The following is a 20,332-nucleotide window of genomic DNA, read 5'->3' on the forward strand; positions in this document are numbered from 1 at the left end:
GGCTACCGCGAGCAGGTCTGCGCACACATTTCACCGCGCACGGCTCCAAGACCCTCCGCACGAGGCCTGTCGACGAGGGCGGCACGTCGCCCGCCTCCGTCCGTCTCAGCCTTCGGTGGCGGTGGTTCGCTGGTAGATGTCGGGGATGCCGTCGTGGTCCTCGTCGCGGGTCTCCTCCTCGTACAGGCGGCGGTAGATCCCGTTGCGGCGCTTGATCAATATCGCGGCGAGCCCTGCCGCGGTCAGCGAACCGACAAGGACCGCGGCCTTGACGGGCTGGGCGGCGGCCGGGTCGGGGAAGGCGAGTTCGCCGATCAGCAGGGCGACGGTGAAGCCGATGCCGGCCAGCGCCGACAGGGCGAAGACGTCCGCCCAAGCCAGCTCGGGGTTGAGCCGGGCGCGGGTGAAGCGTGCGGCCAGGTAGGTTCCGACGAAGATGCCGAGGGCTTTGCCGACGACGAGGCCCAGGACCACGCCGAGCGGTTCCGGCCGGGTGAACACGTCGCCCAGTGAGGCCGCCGAGACGCCGACACCGGCGGCGAACAGGGCGAAGAGGGGTACGGCGACGCCTGCCGAGACCGGGTGCAGGAGGTGCGAGGTGCGTTCGCCGGGGGAGAGGTCCTCGTCCTTGTCGCGGACGGTGCGCAGGATGAGACCCATCGCCACACCGGCGACGGTGGCGTGGATGCCGCCGTTGTACATCAGCGCCCAGATCGCGATCCCGAGCGGGGCGTACCACCACCAGCCGCGGACGCGGAGCCGCTGGAGCAGGTAGAAGACGACAAGGCCCGCGAACGCTCCCGCGAGAGCTGCGAGGTTCAGGTCGCTGGTGAAGAAGACGGCGATGACGAGGATGCCGCCGAGGTCGTCGACGACGGCGAGGGTGAGCAGGAAGGCGCGGAGCGCTGCGGGCAGGTGGGTGCTGAGTACCGCGAGCACGGCCAGGGCGAAGGCGATGTCAGTGGCCATGGGAACGGCCCAGCCGTCGAGGCTGCCGCCTCCTGCCGAGGCGGTGACGGCGTAGCACACGGCGGGGACGATCATGCCCGAGAAGGCGGCGATGACCGGCAGGGCAGCGGTGGCGGGGGTACGGAGTTCGCCGACGGTCAGTTCACGCTTGAGCTCGATGCCGGCGATCAGGAAGAAGAGGGTGAGCAGGCCGTCGGCGGTCCAGTGCCCGAGGGAGAGGTCAAGACCGAGCGCCGGTATGCCGAAGTGGACATCGCGTATGCGCTCGTAGGTGCCGGACCAGGGACTGTTCGCCCACACCAGCGCGACCACGGTTGCCGCCAGCAGAACCAGCCCGCCGACCGTTTCCGTCCTCAACGCCTGGGCCACGGCCGTGCGTTCGGGCAGCGGCAGTAGACCGAGGAAGGGGGAACGCTCGCGCGGGGCGGCAGCCATCGGGAAGACCTCCGGGATCGGGATGAGGGCATACGGGCCCCTGACGCCGACCAGACTTCCCGGCACACCGCGCGTCCGCCGCAGCCCCTCAAGGGCTGACCCTGACGCGTTCCTAACACCCTAACTGGCCACCTCTGTATACCGCCAGATGCCCTTTCACCTGCTGAAATGCGAGGAGAAGGTACGACGAGCGGGCCCGTGCACACCAAGGCGCGAGGTGTGCACGGGCCCGCTCAGAAGCCGGGCCGCGGGGGCGGTCAGACGGTGGTCTTCACCGGCTCCTGGTCATCGTCCTCCTCGATCTCGCCGGCCTTGCGGGCGCGGACGAACTCCAGGAAGGAGTTGAGTTCGCGCTTGACGACCGGGGCGAGCAGGTACAGGCCGATGATGTTGAAGACGGACAGCAGGAAGAGCGCCGAGTCCGCGAGGCTGATCAGCGAGTCGAGGGACATCAGGGCGCCCACGACCACGAACAGGCTCCAGACGACCTTGAAGACGGTCTCGCTGGTCCTGCTCTTGCCGAACAGGTACGACCAGGCCTTGAGGCCGTAGTAGCCCCAGGTCAGGATCGTGGAGAAGGCGAACAGCAGCACCGCGACGGTGAGCACGGTCGGGAACCAGGGCAGCACGGTCTCGAAGGCGTCGGAGGTGATGGTGACGCCGCCGATGCTCTCGCCGGCGCGGGCCTCGCCCCAGCTGGCCGGGTTGGCGATGACGATGGTCAGCGCGGTCATGGTGCAGATGACGACCGTGTCGATGAACGGCTCCAGCAGGGCGACCAGACCCTCGCTCGCGGGGTGGTTGGTCTTGACCGCGGAGTGGGCGATCGGGGCGGAGCCCAGACCGGCCTCGTTGGAGAACGCGGCGCGCTGGAAACCGATGATCAGGGCACCGATCACACCGCCCGCGACGCCGTCGGCCTCGAAGGCGCCCTGCAGGATGGTCTGGAAGGCGTCCGGCACGTGGGTGACGTTGACCAGAATGACGACCAGGCAGGCCACGATGTAGATACCGGCCATCGCGGGGACCAGCCGGCTGGTGACCGAGGCGATGGAGCGGATGCCGCCGAGCAGCACGACACCGACCAGCGCGGCGACGACCAGGCCGAAGAGGACGGCACCTGCGGAGGAGGCCAGGAAGCCGTCCTCGCCGCCGAAGGTCGAGGCGACCTGCGCGTAGCTCTGGTTGGTCTGGAACAGGTTGCCGCCGAACAGGCCGAAGAAGAGGACCATGATCGAGGCGAGGACGGCGAGCACCTTGCCGAGCTTGGCGCCGTTCTTGCCGAAACGCTCGGCGAGGCCCTTGGGCAGGTAGTGCATCGGCCCGCCGGAGACCGTGCCGTCGGCGTGCACCTCGCGGTACTTCACGCCGAGGGTGACCTCGACGAACTTGGTGGCCATGCCGAGCAGGCCGCACAGGATCATCCAGAACGTGGCACCCGGGCCACCGATGGAGACGGCGACGGCCACACCGGCGATGTTGCCGAGCCCGACCGTGCCGGAGACAGCGGCGGTCAGCGCCTGGAAGTGGTTGACCTCGCCGGCCGACCCCTTCTCGTCGTACTTCCCGCGCACTACGTCGAAGGCGAGTCTGAACTTGCGGACCTGCACGAATCCGAACCAGCCGGTGAAGACCAGACCGGCGACGACGAGCCAGGCGACGATGAGGGGAAGGTCCGTGCCTCCGACAGGGACGGAGTAGAAGACGACTTCCCCGAGCCAGGTGGCGATGGGCTCGAAGAATCCGCTGACTGCTTCGTCGACGGATGTGGTGATGGAGTCGAGTGACACTGTGGCTACCTCGGTGGCGCGGGACCGGCGCATGGGCCTGCGCCGGTAAGAAGTGCGGTGTGTGAGCGAACGCCGTTGTCCGATCGGCGACCCGGGTGTGACGTGTCCGCGGATTTCGGAACGTGATCACCCTGGTCGTGCAGCCGGCTTGTGCGCCGACGCTCCACGCGGCGGCGAGGGGTGGGGCCACCTGCGGAGTTGGGTTGTTCTACCACGCCTTTACGGATCCTTTAGTGATCTGTTTCACATTGCTCTCAGTAATCTCTGAAAGTGCCAGCAAGCGAGATCGGACCGTTATCCAGGAACGGGAGTCCGTTCATCGGACACCTATCTCGGCTGTTGCGGGGGGCGGGGGCACGGTGATGGTCGTGAAGCGGGCGGGCAGGCCCAGCAGTACTGCGAACACGCACAGGGCCGTCAGGGCGACGGTCGGCCCCGACCGTCCGTCGGCATCGCTCAGTGCGGCCATGAGAAGGAACGCACCGGCGAAACAACGGCCCACGCAACGTCCCGCAGGCTCAGCTGAGCTCGGCGAAGGCCTCCACCGCGTGGGTCTTGCCGGTGACGACGATGACGTCGCCCTTGCGGACGACGGTTTCGGCGGTGGCGTAGGTGAAGTCCTCGCCGGGGCGTTTGATGCCGACGACCGTGATCCCGTACTTGCTGCGGACCCGGCTCTGGCCGAGTGGGATGCCGGTGGCGATGTCCGGGGCGACGGTCTTCACCAGGGCGTAGTCGTCGTCGAACTCGATGAAGTCGAGCATGCGGCCGGTGACGAGGTGGGCGACGCGTTCGCCCATCTCGTGCTCGGGAAGGACGACGTGCGTAACGCCGAGGCGTTCGAGGATCTGGCCGTGCTGGCGGCTGATGGCCTTGGCCCAGATGTTGGGCACCTTGGCGTCCAGCAGGTTGGTGCTGACCAGGATGCTGGCCTCGACGTCCGTGCCGATGGCGACGACGGTGCTGGTGAACTCGTGGACGCCGAGTTGGCGCAGGGCTTCGGGGTCGGTGCAGTCGGCGACGGCGGCGTGGGTGAGGTCGTCGCTGTACTTCTGCACCAGGCGGGGATCGGTGTCGATGCCCAGGACGTCCCAGCCGCGCCGCATCAGCTCGTTGGCGAGGGAGTAGCCGAAACGGCCGAGGCCGATGACGGCGACCCGCTGGTCCCCGCCGGGGGCATGGGACTCCGTGCCGCGCTTGCGGCGCCGTTGGCGCAGGGAGTGCAGATAGTCAACCAATGACGGGTCGCTCCTCGGGCAGTTCGTAGCGGCGGGTGCGCTCGCGCAGAGCGAGGGCCGAGACCAGTGTGATGGGGCCGAGGCGGCCGACGAACATCAGCCCGATCAGCAGCAGTTGGCCGGCTGCCGGAACATCCGCGGTGATGCCGGTGGACAGGCCCACTGTGGCGAACGCGGACACCACCTCGAACAGCACCGCCTCCAACCGCTCCTCCATGAGCGTGAGCAGGAGGAGCGTCGAGGCGATGACCAGGCCGATGGCGAGCAGGGCCACGGTCAGCGCCTGGCGCAGCACATGCGGGGCGAGGCGGCGGCCCAGGATCGCGGAGTTGGGCTCGCCGCGCACCTCGGCGATGATCGCGGCGAGCAGGACCGCGAAGGTGGTCACCTTGATGCCGCCCGCGGTTCCGGCGCTCCCGCCGCCGATGAACATCAGCACGCAGGTCATCAGCAGCGTGGAGGCGTGCATCGCACCGACGTCGACGGCATTGAAGCCGGCCGTGCGTGACATCGCGGAGTGGAAGAAGCCATTGAGGATCTTGCCCGCCGTCGAGTGCGGGCCGAGGGTGCCGGCGTTGTTCCACTCCAGCAGGCAGGTCAGCAGGGTGCCGGTGACCAGCAGTACGGCGGTGGTGATCAGGGTGAGCTTGCTGTGCAGGGTCCAGTTGCGCCGTCCGGTCGTGCGCCGCCGGTTGCGGTGGCGCAACAGCTCCAGCAGGACGGGGAAGCCGATACCGCCCAGGATCACGGCGACGGCGACCGGCAGTATGACCCATGCGTCCGAGGCGTAGCGGGTGACGTTGTCGGCGCGCAGCCCGAATCCGGCGTTGTTGAAGGCCGACACGGCGTGGAAGTAGCCCAGGTACGCCGAGTCTCCGATGCTCTCGCCGTACCCGTACCGAAAGCGCAGGGCGAGCATCGCGCTCACCCCGAGCTCGACGATCAGCGTGGTGCCCGCGACCCCGAGCAGCACCCGGCGCACGTCCCCGATGCCGAGGCTCTTCGTCTCCGCCTGCGCCGTCAGCTGCATCCGCAGCCGCAGGCGCCCTGACACCAGCAGCGCCAGCAGCGACGCCATCGTCATGATGCCGAAGCCGCCGACCTGGATCAGGGCGAGAATGACGCCCTCACCGAAGCCGCTCCAGTACGTCCCCGTGTCCACGACGGCCAGACCGGTGACACACACAGCGGAGGTTGACGTGAACAGCGCGGTCAGGAATCCGGACGCCGCCCGTTCCTCGGATGCGAGCGGGAGTGCCAGCAACACCGCACCGGCGAGAACGACGGCGGCGAAGGCGACGACGACCGCGCGAGCGGGATGCGTCGCCAATTTCGACGGCATCGACCGCGCCCGCGTCATCAGTCCCGCCACCCGCTGCTCCCTTCCCCGTCTGCCCTGACGGCCGTAGTCCTCGTCCGTTTACGTCAAGATCCCGGCCGCACCATACCTGCGAGCACGGCGAGACAGCCCCCAAGACCGTCCCGGCACACCGGCCGGATACCGGTTCCAGCGCCGGGGGCACCGAAAGATGGAATCAACCGCCGGTCTACGGCAGGGTGATCTTCATGTCTTCCCTGCCGCGCCAGCTGCCGCCCGACTTCCGCAACGGGCACATGATCGTCTGTGGTGATGACGGCCTGGGCCATCGGCTGGCCGACGAGTTGCGCGAGGTCTACCGCGAGCGGGTGACACTCGTCGCCCCCAGCCGGGCCGGGGCGACGCCGACGCCGACCGGGCGGGCGCGGGCATCGGCGCTGCTCGACCGGGTGTCATCGGCGATGACGCGTACCGCGGACACCGCCCCGGATGTCGTCGACAACTGGCACGTGGTGGAGGCGCAGGAGGTTACCGGCGAGGTGCTGGCCGCCGCCGGGGTGGCGCGGGCCGCAGCGGTCGCGCTCGTGCACGGGGACGACGAGGTGAACATCCGTACGGCGTTGACCGCCCGGCGTCTCAATCCGCAGGTGCGGCTGGTCATCCGGCTGTACAACCGCAAGCTCGGCCAGCACCTGGAGGAACTCCTGGACCAGGCCGCAGCCGTGGCAGGGCTGGACCCCGTGGCCCTGGACACCTCCACGACCGTCCTCTCCGATGCGGACACGGCCGCCCCGGCGCTGGCCGCCACCGCGGTCGCGGGTACCAGCAAGGTCGTCCAGGCGGACGGGCTGCTGCTGCGGGCCGTGGAGCGCACCCCGCCCGGACGTGGCGGCGTCACCGACCCAGGCCTGTGCACACTGGCTCTGCTGTCGGCCACCGACAACGACCCTGCGGGGACGGAGGGTTCGGACCGCAGTGGCGCCGAAGGGCCCCAACTGCTACCGGACGGGGACGCGGTGACTGCCGCCGCCGGGCGCGGGACGGTGGTGCTGGAAGCCGTCTCCTACACCGGGCCCGTACTGCCGCCGGGACGGCTGGCCAACCGGGGTGCCTCTCTCGGTCAGTTGTTCTCACGGCGGCTGCGCTGGTCGCTGTTCGGCCTGATCGCCTGCGTCCTGGGCCTTGCTGTCGCTTCCTGGCTGACCACAGGGGAAGACCCCGTGCCCGCCGCATACCTCACGCTGCTCGACCTGTTCGCCATCGACGATCCGGCGATCGGTGAACCCCTCAGCCGTCAGATCATCCAACTCCTCTCCGGTTTGGCCGGGTTGTTGCTGCTGCCGGTGATGACCGCTGCCGTACTGGAGGGGCTGGGCACCTTCCGTAGCGCCTCCGCCCTGCGCCGCCCACCGCGTGGCCTGTCCGGCCACGTCGTCCTGCTCGGCCTCGGCAAGGTCGGGACGCGCGTGCTGGGCCGGTTGAAGGAGCTCGACATCCCGGTCGTCTGTGTGGAGCTGGATCCCGAGGCGCGCGGTGTTCCGGTCGCCCGACGCCTCGGTATCCCTACCGTCATCGGAGACGTCACCGAGGAGGGCGTCCTGGAGTCCGCGAAGATCCATCGCGCGCATGCCCTGCTCGCCCTCACCAGCAACGACACCATCAATCTCGAAGCCGCCCTGTACGCCCGCTCGGTCGAGCCGGATCTGCGTGTCGCCCTGCGCCTGTACGACGACGACTTCGCCACCGCGGTCTACCGCACCCTGCGTGCCGCCCACCCGCACGCTCTCACCCGCAGCCGCAGCGTCTCCAGCCTCGCGGCCCCCGCATTCGCCGGCGCGATGATGGGCCGTCAGATCCTCGGCGCCATCCCCGTCGAGCGCAAGGTTCTCCTTTTCGCCGCTGTTGTGGTCGCGGGGCACCCACAGCTGGAGGGCCGTACCGTGGCCGAAGCCTTCCGTCCCGGGGCCTGGCGCATCCTGGCCCTGGACGCCGCAGCCCCCGCCGACCGCCGCCCCGACCTCGCGGCGGCCCATCCGGCCGACGGTGACGAACAGCCTCCTGCTCTGGTCTGGGAGCTGCATCCCGGATACGTCCTGCGGCCCGAGGACCGGGTCGTGTTGGCCGCCACCCGTCAGGGCCTCGCCGAACTCCTCGGCCGCCATCCACGTCCGCACCATGCCGCGCCGTAGGGCTGCTGGGGGATGATTCATGGCGCTCGGTGGCGAGCGGCGGGGTTGGCCATCAGGTGGCGCGGATCGGCGGCCCGGGTGATCGCCGACTCGACGGCGGAGACCCGGTCCGCGAGGAGACCGAGGGCGGCGACGGCGCGGGTGAGGGGGTCACTCTCTGGGCCGCCGAGGGTTTGCGTGCGCACGTAGGCCGCTTTCAACTCGGACCAGCGCGCCGCCTGTTCCGTGGTGAGCGTGCCGCACAGTTCGGCCAGTTTCAGGAGGTTGGCTTCGGCACCGGTGGTGAGGGTCTGGGCCTCGGCCGAGTAGTGGTCGTCGATCAGGGCCGCCAGCTCGGCGTCGTTCATGACCGGCTGGACGCGCTGGACGATCTTGTTCATGTTGCGGTAGGAGCCCTGGAGTTGGAAGGGCGGTTCCGTCCGAGCGGCGTCGGACTGGGCTGCCGAGGCGATGTACGCGGCGTTCACCGCCAGGACCGTCTCGCGGGTCGTCAGCAGGTGGCGCAGGACGGCAAGGATCCGCTCCAGTTCAGCGGTGGAAAAGGGGTGGCTCAGCCGGTCACCGCGGGCCGTCGAGTCGCCCTGTGCGAGACGGATCAGCAGGTCCAGGTCGGCGCGGTCGCGGCCGGCGAGCGGCGCGAGGACCGGGCTTGCCGTGAGGGCGTTCTCGATGAAGCTGAGGGCGAAGGAGTCCTCCTTGCCGGTCAGGACGTCGCCGAGGTTCCACACGTCGGCGCGGTTGGCGAGCATGTCGGGTACGCGGAAGCGGGTGCCGGACTCGGTGTAGGGGTTGCCGGCCATGCAGACCGCGAACCGTTTGCCGCGCAGGTCGTAGGTGCGCGGTTCGCCGTTCCACACGCCTTCGATACGGCGGGTGGCGTCGCACAGCGGGATGAACTTCTGCAGCAGCTCGGGGGAGGTGTGCTGAATGTCGTCCAGGTGGAGGAGGGTGTTGTTGCCTGCCTCCAGCGCGAAATTGATCTTCTCGATCTCCCGGCGGGCAGTGGCGTTCGGAGCCTCGGCCGGGTCGAGCGAGGTGACGGTGTGACCCAGCGCCGGGCCGTTGACCTTGACCAGGAGCAGGCCGAGTCGGTCGGCGACGTACTCCATGAGCGTCGTCTTGCCGTAGCCCGGCGGTGAGATGAGCAGGAGCAGGCCGCCGGTGTCGGTGCGCTTCGACTCGCCGGTGGTGCCGAGCTGCTTGGCGAGGCTGTCACCGACCAGCGGGAGGTACACCTCGTCGATGAGCCTGCTGCGCACGAACGCGGACATCACCCGCGGCCGGTACTCGTCCAGGCGGATCCGGGCGCGCTCGGCGGCCACCAGCGCGGTGCGGCGGCGCTGATAGGCGCGGTGCTCGGGCACGTGGTGGGCACGGAAGGCCCGTGTTCGTTCGAGGAGTTCATCGATGCGGATCGTGAGCGTACTGTCGTTGATGCGCGGGTGGGTGCCGAGCAGTCCCTGCACGGTTTGGGTGAGCGGTGCCTCGGACTCGTAGCGGGCCAGGTCCGGGCAGAGCTCGGCGGCCACCGCCTCGGCCAGGTCGCCGGGGGCGATGTCCAGGCCGGTGGCGGAGGTGTACGAGGACAGCCACGCTTCGACGAGCTGCTTGCGGGCGGGCAGGCCACTGAGGGCGGCGAGATCGTCGTCGTAGGCCGAAGTTCCGACGGTACGCCGGAACTTGTCGAGCAGTGTGCGCGCGTGGGTGCTGATGAGGAAGCCCTCTGGGCCGCTGGTCAGCTCCTCGAAGAGGTAGGCGGGGGCGCGCGCTTCGGCCTGGTCGCCCATCGCCTCCGCCAGTTCCCTCTGGAAGTCGGTGATCGCCGGGGCGAGCCCGAACGTCTCCCGGGCGCGGGCGAGAGACACCGCACGGCGGGTCCACGAGGCGCGCTCGTCGGCGGTCGTTCCGTGCGCCCAGAAGAGCTGAGCCATGGCCCGGGCCGCCGGCTCGTGGCGCAGGAGGGCCGCGCCCTCGTGCAGGCGCAGGAGAGCCGTGAGGATCAGTACCGCGTCGTGGTCGTGGACCCCGCGCTCGTATCCCTCGTCATGCGCCGCCTCCGCTGCCTGGCGGACCAGGGCGGGCAGGTCGGCCTCGGCCAGTGGCGCCGGGCCGTGCTCGTCCAGGAGGCGGGCCGCGAGGTGCTCGGCGCGGTAGACCTCGGGCGACTCCGACGGCAGGGGGCGATCCCAGTACGGGCGGGTGGCGGCGAAGTCGGGATCGGCGACGGGTGAACGGTAGTCCGTGCCGGTCAGCGCGAAGGCGAGGCCGTCGCCGTGCGGGACCAGGGTGAGGTCGAGGGGCTGGGAATTGACGGCGAAACGATGGTTGCCGAGGCGGATCGTGCGGCCGTCGTCGGTGTACAGGTCATTACGGTCGCGCAGGGAGCGAAGAGCCTCTTGACGGGCGGACTTCAGCCGGCCCTCCAGCTCCTCCGCCCTCACCTGGTCACCGAGCTCACGGAGCTCGTCCGCGACACGGCGGACCTTGGAGGTCATCGGGTCGGAGGTGAAGTACGTGGCAACGGCGTCCGCGTCGGCGAGCGTGGCCGCACGCCGGGCCACTGTCCGAAGGACACGGGCTGCCGAATCAGCGAGTCGTTCGGCCCGCCGGGCGCGGGTGTCGGCGAGGGTCTGCTTGCGAGCGGAGAACGCCTCGTGGACCTCGTCACGCTTGTCCGCGAGTCCGTCGAGGAAGTCGTCGAACTCGGCGAACCGGGACTCCAGATTCTCCAACTGCAGGAGTACGCGGGCGAGTTGTTCGTCGCATGTCTCCGGAGTGTCGGCGGCTGCGAGCGCGCCGGTCACCGCCTGGCCGAGCAGCGTGAACTCGGCGGCGAACTCGGCGCGTCCCTCGCGGTCGAGCAGGGCGCGGCTGCGACTGTCGAGCGTGGCGCGAGCGCGGTTGACGCCGCCCAGGACCTCTGCAATCCGCTCCAGGATGGACGTACGGACGGTGGCATCGCCGATGTCGAGTCCGGCGACGACCTCGGTGACGGTGTGCAGTCCGCCGGCGAGTTCGTCGAGACGAGCGGCGACGGGCGCGGCCTCGGCGACCGTGGAGATCGCTTCGGCGTCGCCGACGAGCCGCTCGACATCGGCCTGATGGTCGGCGAAGGCGTCCTCACGGGCGAGGTGGGTGACGGCCCGCTGCCCGAGGGTGGCGAGGTCGGCATCGACGCCTGTGGCGAGTTCGTCGACACGGTCGGTGTCCGCATACCGCAGGTCCTTGAGAGTCAGCAAGTGTCCCTGGGCGTGGCGGAGTTCGGTCAGCCCGGCGACCCAGGCCGCGGCGTCCCGAGGGGCCTCGCCGCGCAACCGTCGTACGATCGTCGCGACGCGCGCGGCGGCCTCGGCGAGCGCGTCGGCGGCTTGCCGGGTGAGGGCCTGGACGGTCTCGAACTCGGCCAGCACCTGCTCGGCCGTGGCCCGGACCTGCTCCAACGGCGTGTGCAGATCACCGAGTTCGGACTCGGCCAGCCAGTGATAGGAGTCCGCCGTCCGGACGCATGCGGCGACCAGTGCCGCGTACACCTCGGTCGTCGGGGTCGTCTCGGCAACAGCCCGGGTGAGGGACAGGCAGTCGGAGATGCCGCGGACGAGGTCGGCGTTGCCGACACGGGCGAGCGGGCCGCTGCCGACGGGCTGGGCGGCGGCCTGGGTGTCGGAGACGTACGGGGATTTCCACCGCTGCACGGGATGCACACGCTGCGGCTCGTCGCTGTCGGCGCGGAGCACGACGAGCGAGCCGTCGCCGAAGAGCGCCCAGCCGTGGCAGGACAGCGGGGTGCTGACCTCTTTGCGGATCATGTTGTACGGCAGCAGCAGGCTGCGGCCTTCCGCACGCGCGTGGAAGGCGAACAGCACGTCCTCGCCGTTCGGGGAGCGGACCACGCGCTCGAACTCCAGGTCCCCGGTGTCGACGGCATCGAAGGTCTTGTGCGTCCCCGTGGCCAGGCAGTAGCCACCGGGAAACACGATGCCCTGGTCTTCGGGCAGGCGTCGGCACGCTTGCCCGATGCCGTCGAGGCGGACGACGGTCCTGGTGAGGGTGTTGAAGACCAGGTAGCGGTGAGCGTCCTCCTTGTAGGGGCGGATCCGCATCAGGATCAGGGCGCCCACGCGCGCGTGCGCGATATCGGCGTCGGCGAGGGACTGCAGCGGCTCGTCCACCGGCTCGGCGTAGATGCCCTCGCCCGTCTCGGTGTTGTCCTCCACCTTGACGGTGAGCGTGCCACCCACCGTTTCGACGAAGATCTCGCCCTCGACGGACACGTGCGGGTACCGGCCGAGGACGTGGTCCTCGCGGGTCGTCGCACGCCACTCGAAATCGTGGGAGGGCGGGAAGACGTGGTCGCGTTCGCCGCGGGCGTCGAGGAAGCGGGCTTGCCCGTCGTCGGACAGGGTCCAGCGCAGGACGCGGATGTCCTCGGCCTTCTCGCCGATCTGGAAGACGGCCAACAGCTTTCCGTCGACGCGGCGGAGTTGCAGCAGGTGGGCCTGGCGGTAATAGCGGTAGAGCGCGGTGAACTCCCGCCGAAAGGCCGGGTCGTCGAGCAGCCCGGGTACAGCGTCGTCGGGCAGTCGGTTCAGGTCGCGGTCGTGCAGTGCGAAGACGTCGCCGATGGTCGTCTCCGGCTTCAGACCGAGGAAGACGTTGTGGCCGAAGAGCAGCACGTCACCGACGGCGACGATATCGCGGGGCACGCAGTTGTGCTCGGTGCGCAGCCGCTCGGTGCCGGCGAGTTCGAGCCGCGTCGAGCCGAACTCCTCGGTGCGGCGGACGTTGAGCGCCTCGGCACGGCGGGCGAGTTCGGCGCCCTGCGCGGTGAGCCGGTCGCGCAGCACCTCGTACGTGCTTGTGTCCAGGCCGGTGGTCATGGGTCCTCTCACGAGGTCGGAGTGAGGGAGGTGTCGGCGAGACCCAGCTCGCCCGCCTTGTCCAGCAGTTGCTGGAGCTGTCCGGAGTTCGCGCCGCCCGTCTTCATGAGCTTCATCAGCAGCGCGGAGGCGGTCAGGTTCTGCACGTCGGTGGTCGACACCGAGCCGAGGATGCGGCTCAGATCGTCGGTGAAGTTCGAAGTGCCGTCCAGCCACGGCCCCGCGAGTGCCTGGGCGGTCTCGGAGTGCTGGACGAAGGCGTCGACACTCTTGCCCAGCGCGATCGAGGAGACGAGGCGGTCGAAGAAGACCGACTCGCCGCCGACGATGTTGATGTCGGCGTTCTCCAGCCCCGTCGCGAGCACCGTGGCTTGGGCCTCGGCGACCTGCCGCTGTACCTCAAGACCCGCAAGCCGGATGTCCTTCTCGGCCTCCAACCGCAGCCGGTACTCCTCGTGACCGCGGGACGCCTCGTCGAGCGCGGCCATCGCCGCCGCCTTCTCCGTGAGACCGGCGGCCTCCGCCTTGAGCTTCTCGCCGATGGCGTCGGCCTCGGCCAGCGCCTTCGCCTTCGCGCCCTCGGCCTCCGCCAGCATGCGCGCCTGCGTCGCCTCGGCCTCCGCGCGGCCGGCCTTCTCGATGACCTCGGCCTCCTTGTCGCGTACCTGGACGGCGGCCAGGCCCTCGGCGGCCGCCTCCGCCTGAATGCCCTCGGCGAGCCGCAGCTTGGCCTGCGCGTCCAGGTCGGCGCTCTTCAACCGGGCCTCGGCCAAGGTGAGTTCCTCGGCGGCGCGGTGTACAGCGGCCTGTTCGGCGGCCTCCGCGGCCTTGATGTCCTTGACCAGTTGCTCCTGCGCCTCGGCCTCGGCGGCGATGATCACGGCCTGCCGCTTCCGCTCCGCCTCCTCCACGGCGCGCAGCTTCTTGATGGACTCCTCCTGTTCGGCGACCGTACGGTCCACCGCGACCCGTTCCCGGATGACCTCGGCGATTTCCCGCTTCTCCGCCTCGACCTCCTTCGAGGCGGCGATCCGGGTCAGTTCCGTCTCCCGGTCCCGGGCGATGACTTCGAGAAGACGGTCCTTCTCGATGCGCTCGTTCTCGACGGCGATGACCCGCTCGCGGTTCTTCGCCGCGACGGCCACCTCGCGGGCCTGATTCTCGCGCTGGATACCGAGCTGCTCCTCGGTCCTCAGGAACGCGCCCTGAGCCCGCAGCCGCTCCTCCTCCACGACGCGTGCGGTCTCGGCCTCCTCGCGGGCCCGTACGGTCTCGATCTCCCGCCGCTGCTTGATCTCGGCATCCGTCTGGCGTCGCTCCAGCTCCAGGATGGCCTCACGGGCGTCGACGTTCTGCCGGGTGATCTCCTTCTCCTCGGTGCGCTGGGCCTCGTTGGTGCGCACGTGTTCCACGGCCGTCAACTCGGTGATCTTGCGGATGCCCTGGGCGTCCAGAACGTTGGCCGGGTCGAGCTGGGTCAGCGGCGTCTGCTCCAGGTAGTCGATCGCCGCGTCCTCCAGGTGGTAGCCGTTGAGGTCGACGCCGATGACCTCGATGATCCGGTACCTCAGCTCCTCGCGCTTGGTGTACAGGTCGGTGAAGTCCAGCTGCTTGCCGACGGTCTTCAGCGCCTCGGAGAACTTCGCGTGGAACAGTTCCTGCAGGGTGTTCCGGTCACTGGCCCGCGCGGTGCCGACGGCCTGGGCGACCTTGATGACGTCCTCGACGGTCTTGTTGACCTTGACGAAGAACGTGATCCGGATGTCGGCGCGAATATTGTCCCGGCAGATCAGCCCCTCTTTGCCGGCACGGGTGATCTCGATGGTCTTCACCGAGATGTCCATCACCTCGGCCCTGTGCAGCACAGGCAGAACGACCTGCCCGGTGAAGGTCACATCGACCTTCCGCATCTTGGACACGATCAGCGCCTTGCCCTGCTCCACCTTGCGGAACAACCGGGCGACGACGAGTACGAGGAGCAGGCAGACGGCGACGAGCACACCGACGCCCAGAATCATGGCAGTCATGGGTACGTCCTTGAGGCGTAAAGGAGTTGAGGCGTAAGGGAGGAAGGCCGCAGGTGGGATCGGGGAGCGTTTGCGGCTCAGGCCGCGTGATGCCACGAAGGGAGCATGGTGTCGTGCGAGGCGCTCCAGCGAGGATCGTTGCCCTCGATATCCAGCGGCCCGGGTTCGTCCGGGAAGGGGCGGTGCAACGGCCGTACGATCAGGCTTGTCGTGGGCCAGGCCACGAACAGTGCACCCACTGGAACGGCCAAGCGCAGCAGCCCGGTGGCCGGCCCCGGTGGCGCGACCGTGGTCAGCGCGACAGTCGCCCCGACGCTCAAGGCCCAGCCGATCACCGTCAACAGTGAGAACGCGACCGCGACAGGCACCCCGCCCATGCGCCACGCCTGAAGATCCACGTCCGTGTCGAAGCTGTCGGGGGCGGCGACGCGCACGGCGACCAACAACCAGAACACGGCGACCACGACGAGTGCCGCGGTCAGCAGGATCGTGGGCAGTCCCGTGGCGGCAACAAGAAGGGTCCGCATGTCCCCGATCCCCCTCTCCGCCCGCCCCGCGCATGAGTCTTGTGCGGTGGTGCACAGCTCTTCCGGGTTCCGGTGCCGAACACAGACGGGTGGTGGGTGTCCGGCACCGGGGCTCCCCTCGACCCATGCTGTACGACCGGCCCACGGCCATGCATTGCCGGTTTCCGGCAGTGTTCATCAGGCTTTGCATGCCGGTGCCTGTTAAGAGCGCGTCAACGCCCCATCAGGCGGCGAAGGCAGCGGATCGCACCAGGGGTTGTACGGTCGTGCAGCTCTCCCATCAGCCGATGGTCTGCCACTCTTGTCCATCGTGCGTGAGCAATACGCCACGAGTACGTCAAGATCAGAGGAGGACGGGTGACCGGGCGCGAGATACCCGACGAATATCTGGAGGGGTATGCCCGGATACTGGCCGAGGCGAGCGGGACGGGCCGCCGACTCACCCGGGACGAACTGGAGTCCCTGCGGTCCAGGGGAGAACGCGCCGCCGAGGCCGGCCTTGGGCTACGGGCCCTCGTCCGCCGCTATCTGACCGCGACACGCCAGAGCTGGCCCACCCTCTCCGCCACGCAGGCCGACCGCGCGCTCGCCGTCGTCGAGCAGGCGATCGACGCGTTCGCCGAAGGCCACGAGCGGGCGCAGAGGCTCGCCGTACGGCAGGAGGAAGCCATGCGCCGGGAGTTCATCGACGACCTCCTCTACGGCCGCAGCGACCTGGGCCGCCTCGCCGAACGTGCGGAGCGCTTCGGGCTGCTTCTCTCCCGGGCGCACGCGGTCGCCGTCGCCCAGGGCAGCAAACCGGTGGAGGACACGCATCAGGCGACCCGGCAGGTGGAGAGCGCCCTGGTCAGCAGGTTCGGCGAGCGGCGCATCCTGCTCACCACCAAGGACGGACGGCTGATCTGCGTAGCCCCCGGAGAACAGGACGAGGTTCTGGCGTTCTTCGCCAAGCAGGCGCACGCGGCCACAGACGGCGGGCAGGTCGCCATCGGGCGCGCCCACCCCGGTGCCGGCGGTGTCGTCCACTCCTACGAAGAAGCCCTCAACGCCCTGGATCTGGCCGATCGGCTGCACCTCCACGACCCGGTGCTCCACACTGCCGATCTCCTCGTTTATCCCGTCCTGACCCGTGACCGGCAGGCCATGGCCGACCTCGTACGCAACACTCTGGGTCCGCTGCAAAGCGCCCGCGGCGGAGCACAGCTGTTCGTCGACACGCTGACCACGTACTTCGACTCCGGCTGCATCGCGGCCGAAGCGGCCCGACGGCTGAACCTGAGCGTGCGCGCCTTCACCTATCGCTTGGAGCGTATCCACAAACTCACCGGCGCCGACCCTGCGGATTCAGTCCACCGTTACACCCTGCAGACAGCGGTGATCGGTGCCCGGTTCCTGGGATGGCCGGGCAACGAGATCTGACGGTGAGCCCGGCGAGCTTCTCCGGTACCTCTGCGAGGTCCCGGTCATCGATCACTGCCGCGCGAAGCGGGTCTTCCGTCGTCGGTGCACACGGGCGGGTAGGGCTCGGCGAGTTCACGCGCCGACATGGCTGTTCTCCTTGGTGGTGCGGGGCGCCGGGGTACCGCCGTCCACGCCGGCGAGGTCGTCGACGTGGAAGAGCCGGGCGATCGGTACGTCGGTGGAGCTGTGCGCGATGATCGAGAAGGCGATGCACACGGCGATCAGCGTGAACGCCTCCTCGCCCTGCGGGATCCCCGCCTGGAGCACCAGCAGCCCGTAGACCACGGACGCGAAGCCCTTCGGGCCGAACCAGGCCGCGACCAACTTCTCCTGACGGGTGAACCGGGTCCCGATCAGGGACATCAGCAGCGAGGCCGGACGGATCAGCACGATGGCCAGGACCACCGCGACATACCCGCCGAAGGACAGGTCCCCGAACAGCGACGGCGTCAGCAGCGCGCCGAACACCAGCAGGGCCGCGAACTTCGCCAGCTCGGCCAACGCCTCCCCGAGCGGCTCGAACGCCTCTTTGGACTCCAGCGAGCGCGCGGTGAGCACCGCGCCCGCGGAGAATGCGGCGAGATAGGGGTTGGCGTGGGTGAGGTGGCAGAGCGCGTAAAGGATCACGCCGATCGCCAGCGGCAGCAGCGGCTGGAGTTTGGGCTCGGCGCCCAGCAGCCGGAACCGTACGAGCTCGATCACGACAAAGGGGAGTACGACGCCGAAGGCCAGTCCGAGGACCAGCTCCAGCGCGATCTTCCCGAGGCCGGCCTCGGCGTGCCCGGAGGTCGGTCCGGCCGCGGCGATCAGGATGAGCACGACCGGCAGGGCGAGCCCGTCGTTGATGCCGCTCTCCACGTTCAGCAACTGCCCCAGTTTCGCCGGTACTTCCTTGCGGCCGACGATCGCCGAGGCGAACACCGGGTCGGTGGGCGCGAGTACGGCGCCGACCAGGAAGGACGTCGTCCAGTCCAGGCCCACCAGGAAGTGCGTGATAAGCGCCATGCCGACGAACGCGAGAGGCATGCCAAGCCCGAGCGCGCGGGCCGGGTTCTTCCAGTTCTCGCGCAGCTTGGGGAAGGAGACGTGCATGCCGTCGGTGAACAGCACCGCGAACAGCGCCAGATCGGCCGTCACGGACACCATCTCGCTGTCCGGCGTGATGTGGATCAGCCCGAGGAAGCCGTCACTGACAAGTGCGCCACCGATGAGGAAGAGAAAGGACGTGGACAGTACGGTCCGGGCGGCAAGCCCCGACAACAGTACGGCGACGAGCAGCGCCACCCCGAAAACCACGACAAGTACCATGACCCGGACCCCCGATCGGCAAAGACACCTCTGTCAAAGACCGCCGACCAGACTTCCCGGCACACCGAAGGGAACCCTACACGTTCTTTACGCGGCTTTGACAGATCCATGATCTGCAGCCTGGAGGCGTGCACACTGCCGGGTCCCGGCAGTTGGACTGGGCTCGGTTCAAGGCAGGCGTTGCCCGACGGCGGCGCCCAGCCGCACGAGCGGAACGGCTCGTCCCACCTCGCGGTACGACCTCTCGGCGCCTTCGTCGGGTGTGAGGAAGTGGGCGGTGACGGCGTACGGGCGATTGCCGGACTGGATGAGGGTCTTCGACCGGGTCCAGCTCCCGACTTCGAGTACCACCATGCGGTCGAGGCCGCTCACTCGGCCGGTGAGGCGCAGCAGAAGCAGCCGTTTGCAGAAGAGGGGGGCCGAGCCCCGCGCGGAAGAGCAGGATCGGCAGCCGCATGGCCAGGCGTCGCCAGCCGATGGGGAGTTGCGGCCTCGATTGGGTAAAGGACCGGGGCCGCGAGCGGCCTCGCGGATGCCACCTTTGCATAGTCTAAAGATGAAGGAGGGGCGCCTGCGGGGACGAAAGACGGCTCTCATCGAGGCCGCCTCACCGGCGTATCCGGGCAGTCCGGTCCCCGGAGAAAATATGGGGGTTACACCGTGCACGGACCTCGCGGATCGTGCGGGCTCAGCGGCTCGTCGCAGCCGAAGAGCCTCGCGCCAGATCATGAAGCGTGGTTGGGCGGACTCGTGTGGGTCGGGACCGGCTGTGAGCGCAGAGCAGAGGGACCGAGCGGGCTGCCGGTGGCGGCCTTACGGTTCGGTGACGTCAGCCCGCGGTGACCTTGAGACGTTCGGCGTCGAGGACGGCGGTCACTCCTCGGGTCGGCGCCGTTGGCCGGGGCCGGGGGTGCCGTCGGCGTCTTCGTCGGCCGTCTCCGCCTCGTGCAGCCGCCGGTACCTGTTGTTCCGCAGCCTCAGCAGGACACATGCCACAAGCGCGGCGGTGAGGGAGCCCAGCAGAACGGCGGCCTTGATGCGCTCCTGCTCCGCCGGGTCCGAGTAGGCCAGTTCGCCGATCAGCAGCGAGATGGTGAAGCCGATACCGGCGAGCACGGCCAGCGCGAACACGTCGGCCAGAGCGATGCCTGGACCGAGCCGGGCGCGGGTGAACCGGATGGCCAGGTACGTGCCGCCGAAGACACCCAGGACCTTGCCCGCCGAAAGTCCCAGTGCGACGCCCAGTGGTTCCGCACTGGTGACCACGCTCCCCAGCGTGTCGCCGGACACGCTCACCCCGGCCGCGAACAGGGCGAAGAGCGGAACGGCGACTCCCGCGGAGAACGGTCGGGCGAGGTGGGCGATGTGCTCGGCCGGACGGTGACCCGTCTCTTCGTCCCTGGCCACGCGCAGCAGCATCCCCATGGCGACTCCGGCCACGGTGGCGTGGACACCGCTGGCCTGCGTCAGGCCCCAGATCAGCACGGCCAGAGGGACGTACCAGTACCAGCCATGCGCCTGTTTGCGCGCATGCAGGTAGAAGAAGAGGCCGAGCGCGAGGACGGCGCCGATCAAGGCCGGAAAGTGAAGGGTGGACGTGTAGAACAGGGCGATCACGATGATCGCGCCGACGTCGTCGACGATGGCCAGGGTGAGCAGGAAGGCACGCAGCGCGGACGGCAGGTGGGTGTCGATCACGGCGAGCACGCCGAGGGCGAAGGCGATGTCGGTGGCCATGGGGACCGCCCAGCCGTTCCAGGTTCCTCCTCGGGACGTGGCGACTATTCCGTAGAGGAGGGCGGGTACGGCCATGCCGCTGAGTGCCGCGGCCACCGGCAGGGTCGCGGTCCTGGCCTCGCGCAGTTCGCCGACGACGAGTTCGCGTTTGAGTTCGGCGCCGGCGACGAAGAAGAAGACGGTCAGCAGCCCGTTCGCCGTCCAGTGGGCCACGGAGAGGTCCAGGCCCAGCGCCCCGATACCGAAGTGGAAGTCCCGCACCGCCTCGTAGGTGTGAACCAACGGCGTGTTCACCCACAGCAGCGCCGCCGCTGCCGCGGTGAGCAGCACGACGCCACCGACGGTCTCCGTGCGCAGGGCGTCTGCCACGAAGGCGCGCTCCGGCAGCGGGAGTCGGCCGAGGACAGTGCGTGGCGTGCGGTTGCGGCGGGGCATGCGGCCCAGTTGCCTTTCGCG

Annotated in this window: 13 protein-coding genes; 2 read left to right on the plus strand and 11 right to left on the minus strand. The window is 69.2% G+C overall.

Annotation, left to right across the window (positions count from 1 at the left end; all coding sequences use genetic code 11):
* Positions 1 to 105: 105 nt before the first annotated feature.
* The 5 genes from nhaA (OHT76_RS38715) to OHT76_RS38735 all read right to left on the minus strand — a co-directional run bounded on the left by nhaA (OHT76_RS38715) (position 106) and on the right by OHT76_RS38735 (position 5,804).
* Positions 106 to 1,404: a Na+/H+ antiporter NhaA gene (gene nhaA, locus OHT76_RS38715; RefSeq protein ID WP_328876728.1), complete on the minus strand. Its 1,299-nt coding sequence runs from the start codon at positions 1,402 to 1,404 to the stop codon at positions 106 to 108.
* A 257-nt stretch (positions 1,405 to 1,661) separates the two neighbouring features.
* Positions 1,662 to 3,194, minus strand: coding sequence for an alanine/glycine:cation symporter family protein (locus OHT76_RS38720; protein ID WP_328875543.1), 1,533 nt, complete (start codon positions 3,192 to 3,194; stop codon positions 1,662 to 1,664).
* 316 nt (positions 3,195 to 3,510) lie between these two features.
* Positions 3,511 to 3,663: a hypothetical protein gene (locus OHT76_RS38725; RefSeq protein ID WP_328875544.1), complete on the minus strand. Its 153-nt coding sequence runs from the start codon at positions 3,661 to 3,663 to the stop codon at positions 3,511 to 3,513.
* A gap of 49 nt (positions 3,664 to 3,712) precedes the next feature.
* The gene (locus OHT76_RS38730; protein ID WP_328875545.1) at positions 3,713 to 4,432 is read right to left on the minus strand and encodes a potassium channel family protein; all 720 of its coding nucleotides are present in this window, start codon (positions 4,430 to 4,432) and stop codon (positions 3,713 to 3,715) included.
* On the minus strand, positions 4,425 to 5,804 hold the full coding sequence (locus tag OHT76_RS38735) for a TrkH family potassium uptake protein (protein ID WP_328875546.1): 1,380 nt from the start codon (positions 5,802 to 5,804) through the stop codon (positions 4,425 to 4,427). Before OHT76_RS38735 ends, OHT76_RS38730 begins: the two co-directional genes overlap by 8 nt.
* 194 nt (positions 5,805 to 5,998) lie before the next feature.
* Between OHT76_RS38735 and OHT76_RS38740 the strand changes: the two genes are divergently transcribed.
* On the plus strand, positions 5,999 to 7,939 hold the full coding sequence (locus OHT76_RS38740) for a potassium channel family protein (RefSeq protein ID WP_328875547.1): 1,941 nt from the start codon (positions 5,999 to 6,001) through the stop codon (positions 7,937 to 7,939).
* 17 nt (positions 7,940 to 7,956) lie between these two features.
* Here the strand turns inward: OHT76_RS38740 and OHT76_RS38745 are convergent, their stop codons facing one another.
* From OHT76_RS38745 to OHT76_RS38755, 3 genes are all read right to left on the minus strand, one after another.
* Complete coding sequence (locus OHT76_RS38745; RefSeq protein ID WP_328875548.1) at positions 7,957 to 12,816, minus strand: DNA repair ATPase; 4,860 nt, start codon at positions 12,814 to 12,816, stop codon at positions 7,957 to 7,959.
* A gap of 8 nt (positions 12,817 to 12,824) precedes the next feature.
* A complete protein-coding gene (locus OHT76_RS38750) occupies positions 12,825 to 14,843 on the minus strand; it encodes a flotillin family protein (protein ID WP_328875549.1) in 2,019 nt (672 codons plus the stop codon).
* A 77-nt stretch (positions 14,844 to 14,920) separates the two neighbouring features.
* Positions 14,921 to 15,370: a hypothetical protein gene (locus OHT76_RS38755; RefSeq protein WP_328875550.1), complete on the minus strand. Its 450-nt coding sequence runs from the start codon at positions 15,368 to 15,370 to the stop codon at positions 14,921 to 14,923.
* A 357-nt stretch (positions 15,371 to 15,727) separates the two neighbouring features.
* Here OHT76_RS38755 and OHT76_RS38760 point away from each other — a divergent pair, with 357 nt between their 5' ends.
* Positions 15,728 to 16,789 carry a PucR family transcriptional regulator gene (locus tag OHT76_RS38760; RefSeq protein WP_328875551.1) on the plus strand — a complete coding sequence of 354 codons (1,062 nt, stop codon included), beginning with the start codon at positions 15,728 to 15,730 and terminating at the stop codon, positions 16,787 to 16,789.
* Between the two features lie 114 nt (positions 16,790 to 16,903).
* On the opposite strand, the gene OHT76_RS38765 is transcribed toward OHT76_RS38760, so the two are convergent.
* The 3 genes from OHT76_RS38765 to nhaA (OHT76_RS38775) all read right to left on the minus strand — a co-directional run bounded on the left by OHT76_RS38765 (position 16,904) and on the right by nhaA (OHT76_RS38775) (position 20,311).
* Positions 16,904 to 18,139, minus strand: coding sequence for a cation:proton antiporter (locus OHT76_RS38765; RefSeq protein WP_328875552.1), 1,236 nt, complete (start codon positions 18,137 to 18,139; stop codon positions 16,904 to 16,906).
* Positions 18,140 to 18,307: 168 nt separating this feature from the next.
* On the minus strand, positions 18,308 to 18,493 hold the full coding sequence (locus tag OHT76_RS44225; RefSeq protein WP_443049885.1) for a hypothetical protein: 186 nt from the start codon (positions 18,491 to 18,493) through the stop codon (positions 18,308 to 18,310).
* 519 nt (positions 18,494 to 19,012) lie between these two features.
* Positions 19,013 to 20,311 (minus strand): Na+/H+ antiporter NhaA, encoded by a 1,299-nt coding sequence (gene nhaA / locus OHT76_RS38775; RefSeq protein ID WP_328875553.1) that lies wholly within the window; start codon positions 20,309 to 20,311, stop codon positions 19,013 to 19,015.
* Positions 20,312 to 20,332: the final 21 nt, after the last annotated feature.

It is taken from the genome of Streptomyces sp. NBC_00287 (assembly GCF_036173105.1).
In the GTDB taxonomy this organism is placed as follows: domain Bacteria; phylum Actinomycetota; class Actinomycetes; order Streptomycetales; family Streptomycetaceae; genus Streptomyces.

Coding starts and splice junctions, on each gene's coding strand:
- OHT76_RS38740 (WP_328875547.1), top strand. CDS start 5,999: ATGTCTTCCCTGCCGCGCCAGCTGCCGCCCGACTTCCGCAACGGGCAC.
- OHT76_RS38765 (WP_328875552.1), bottom strand. CDS start 18,139: ATGGTACTTGTCGTGGTTTTCGGGGTGGCGCTGCTCGTCGCCGTACTG.
- nhaA (WP_328876728.1), bottom strand. CDS start 1,404: ATGGCTGCCGCCCCGCGCGAGCGTTCCCCCTTCCTCGGTCTACTGCCG.
- OHT76_RS38750 (WP_328875549.1), bottom strand. CDS start 14,843: ATGACTGCCATGATTCTGGGCGTCGGTGTGCTCGTCGCCGTCTGCCTG.
- OHT76_RS38755 (WP_328875550.1), bottom strand. CDS start 15,370: ATGCGGACCCTTCTTGTTGCCGCCACGGGACTGCCCACGATCCTGCTG.
- OHT76_RS38745 (WP_328875548.1), bottom strand. CDS start 12,816: ATGACCACCGGCCTGGACACAAGCACGTACGAGGTGCTGCGCGACCGG.
- nhaA (WP_328875553.1), bottom strand. CDS start 20,311: ATGCCCCGCCGCAACCGCACGCCACGCACTGTCCTCGGCCGACTCCCG.
- OHT76_RS38725 (WP_328875544.1), bottom strand. CDS start 3,663: ATGGCCGCACTGAGCGATGCCGACGGACGGTCGGGGCCGACCGTCGCC.
- OHT76_RS44225 (WP_443049885.1), bottom strand. CDS start 18,493: ATGGTGGTACTCGAAGTCGGGAGCTGGACCCGGTCGAAGACCCTCATC.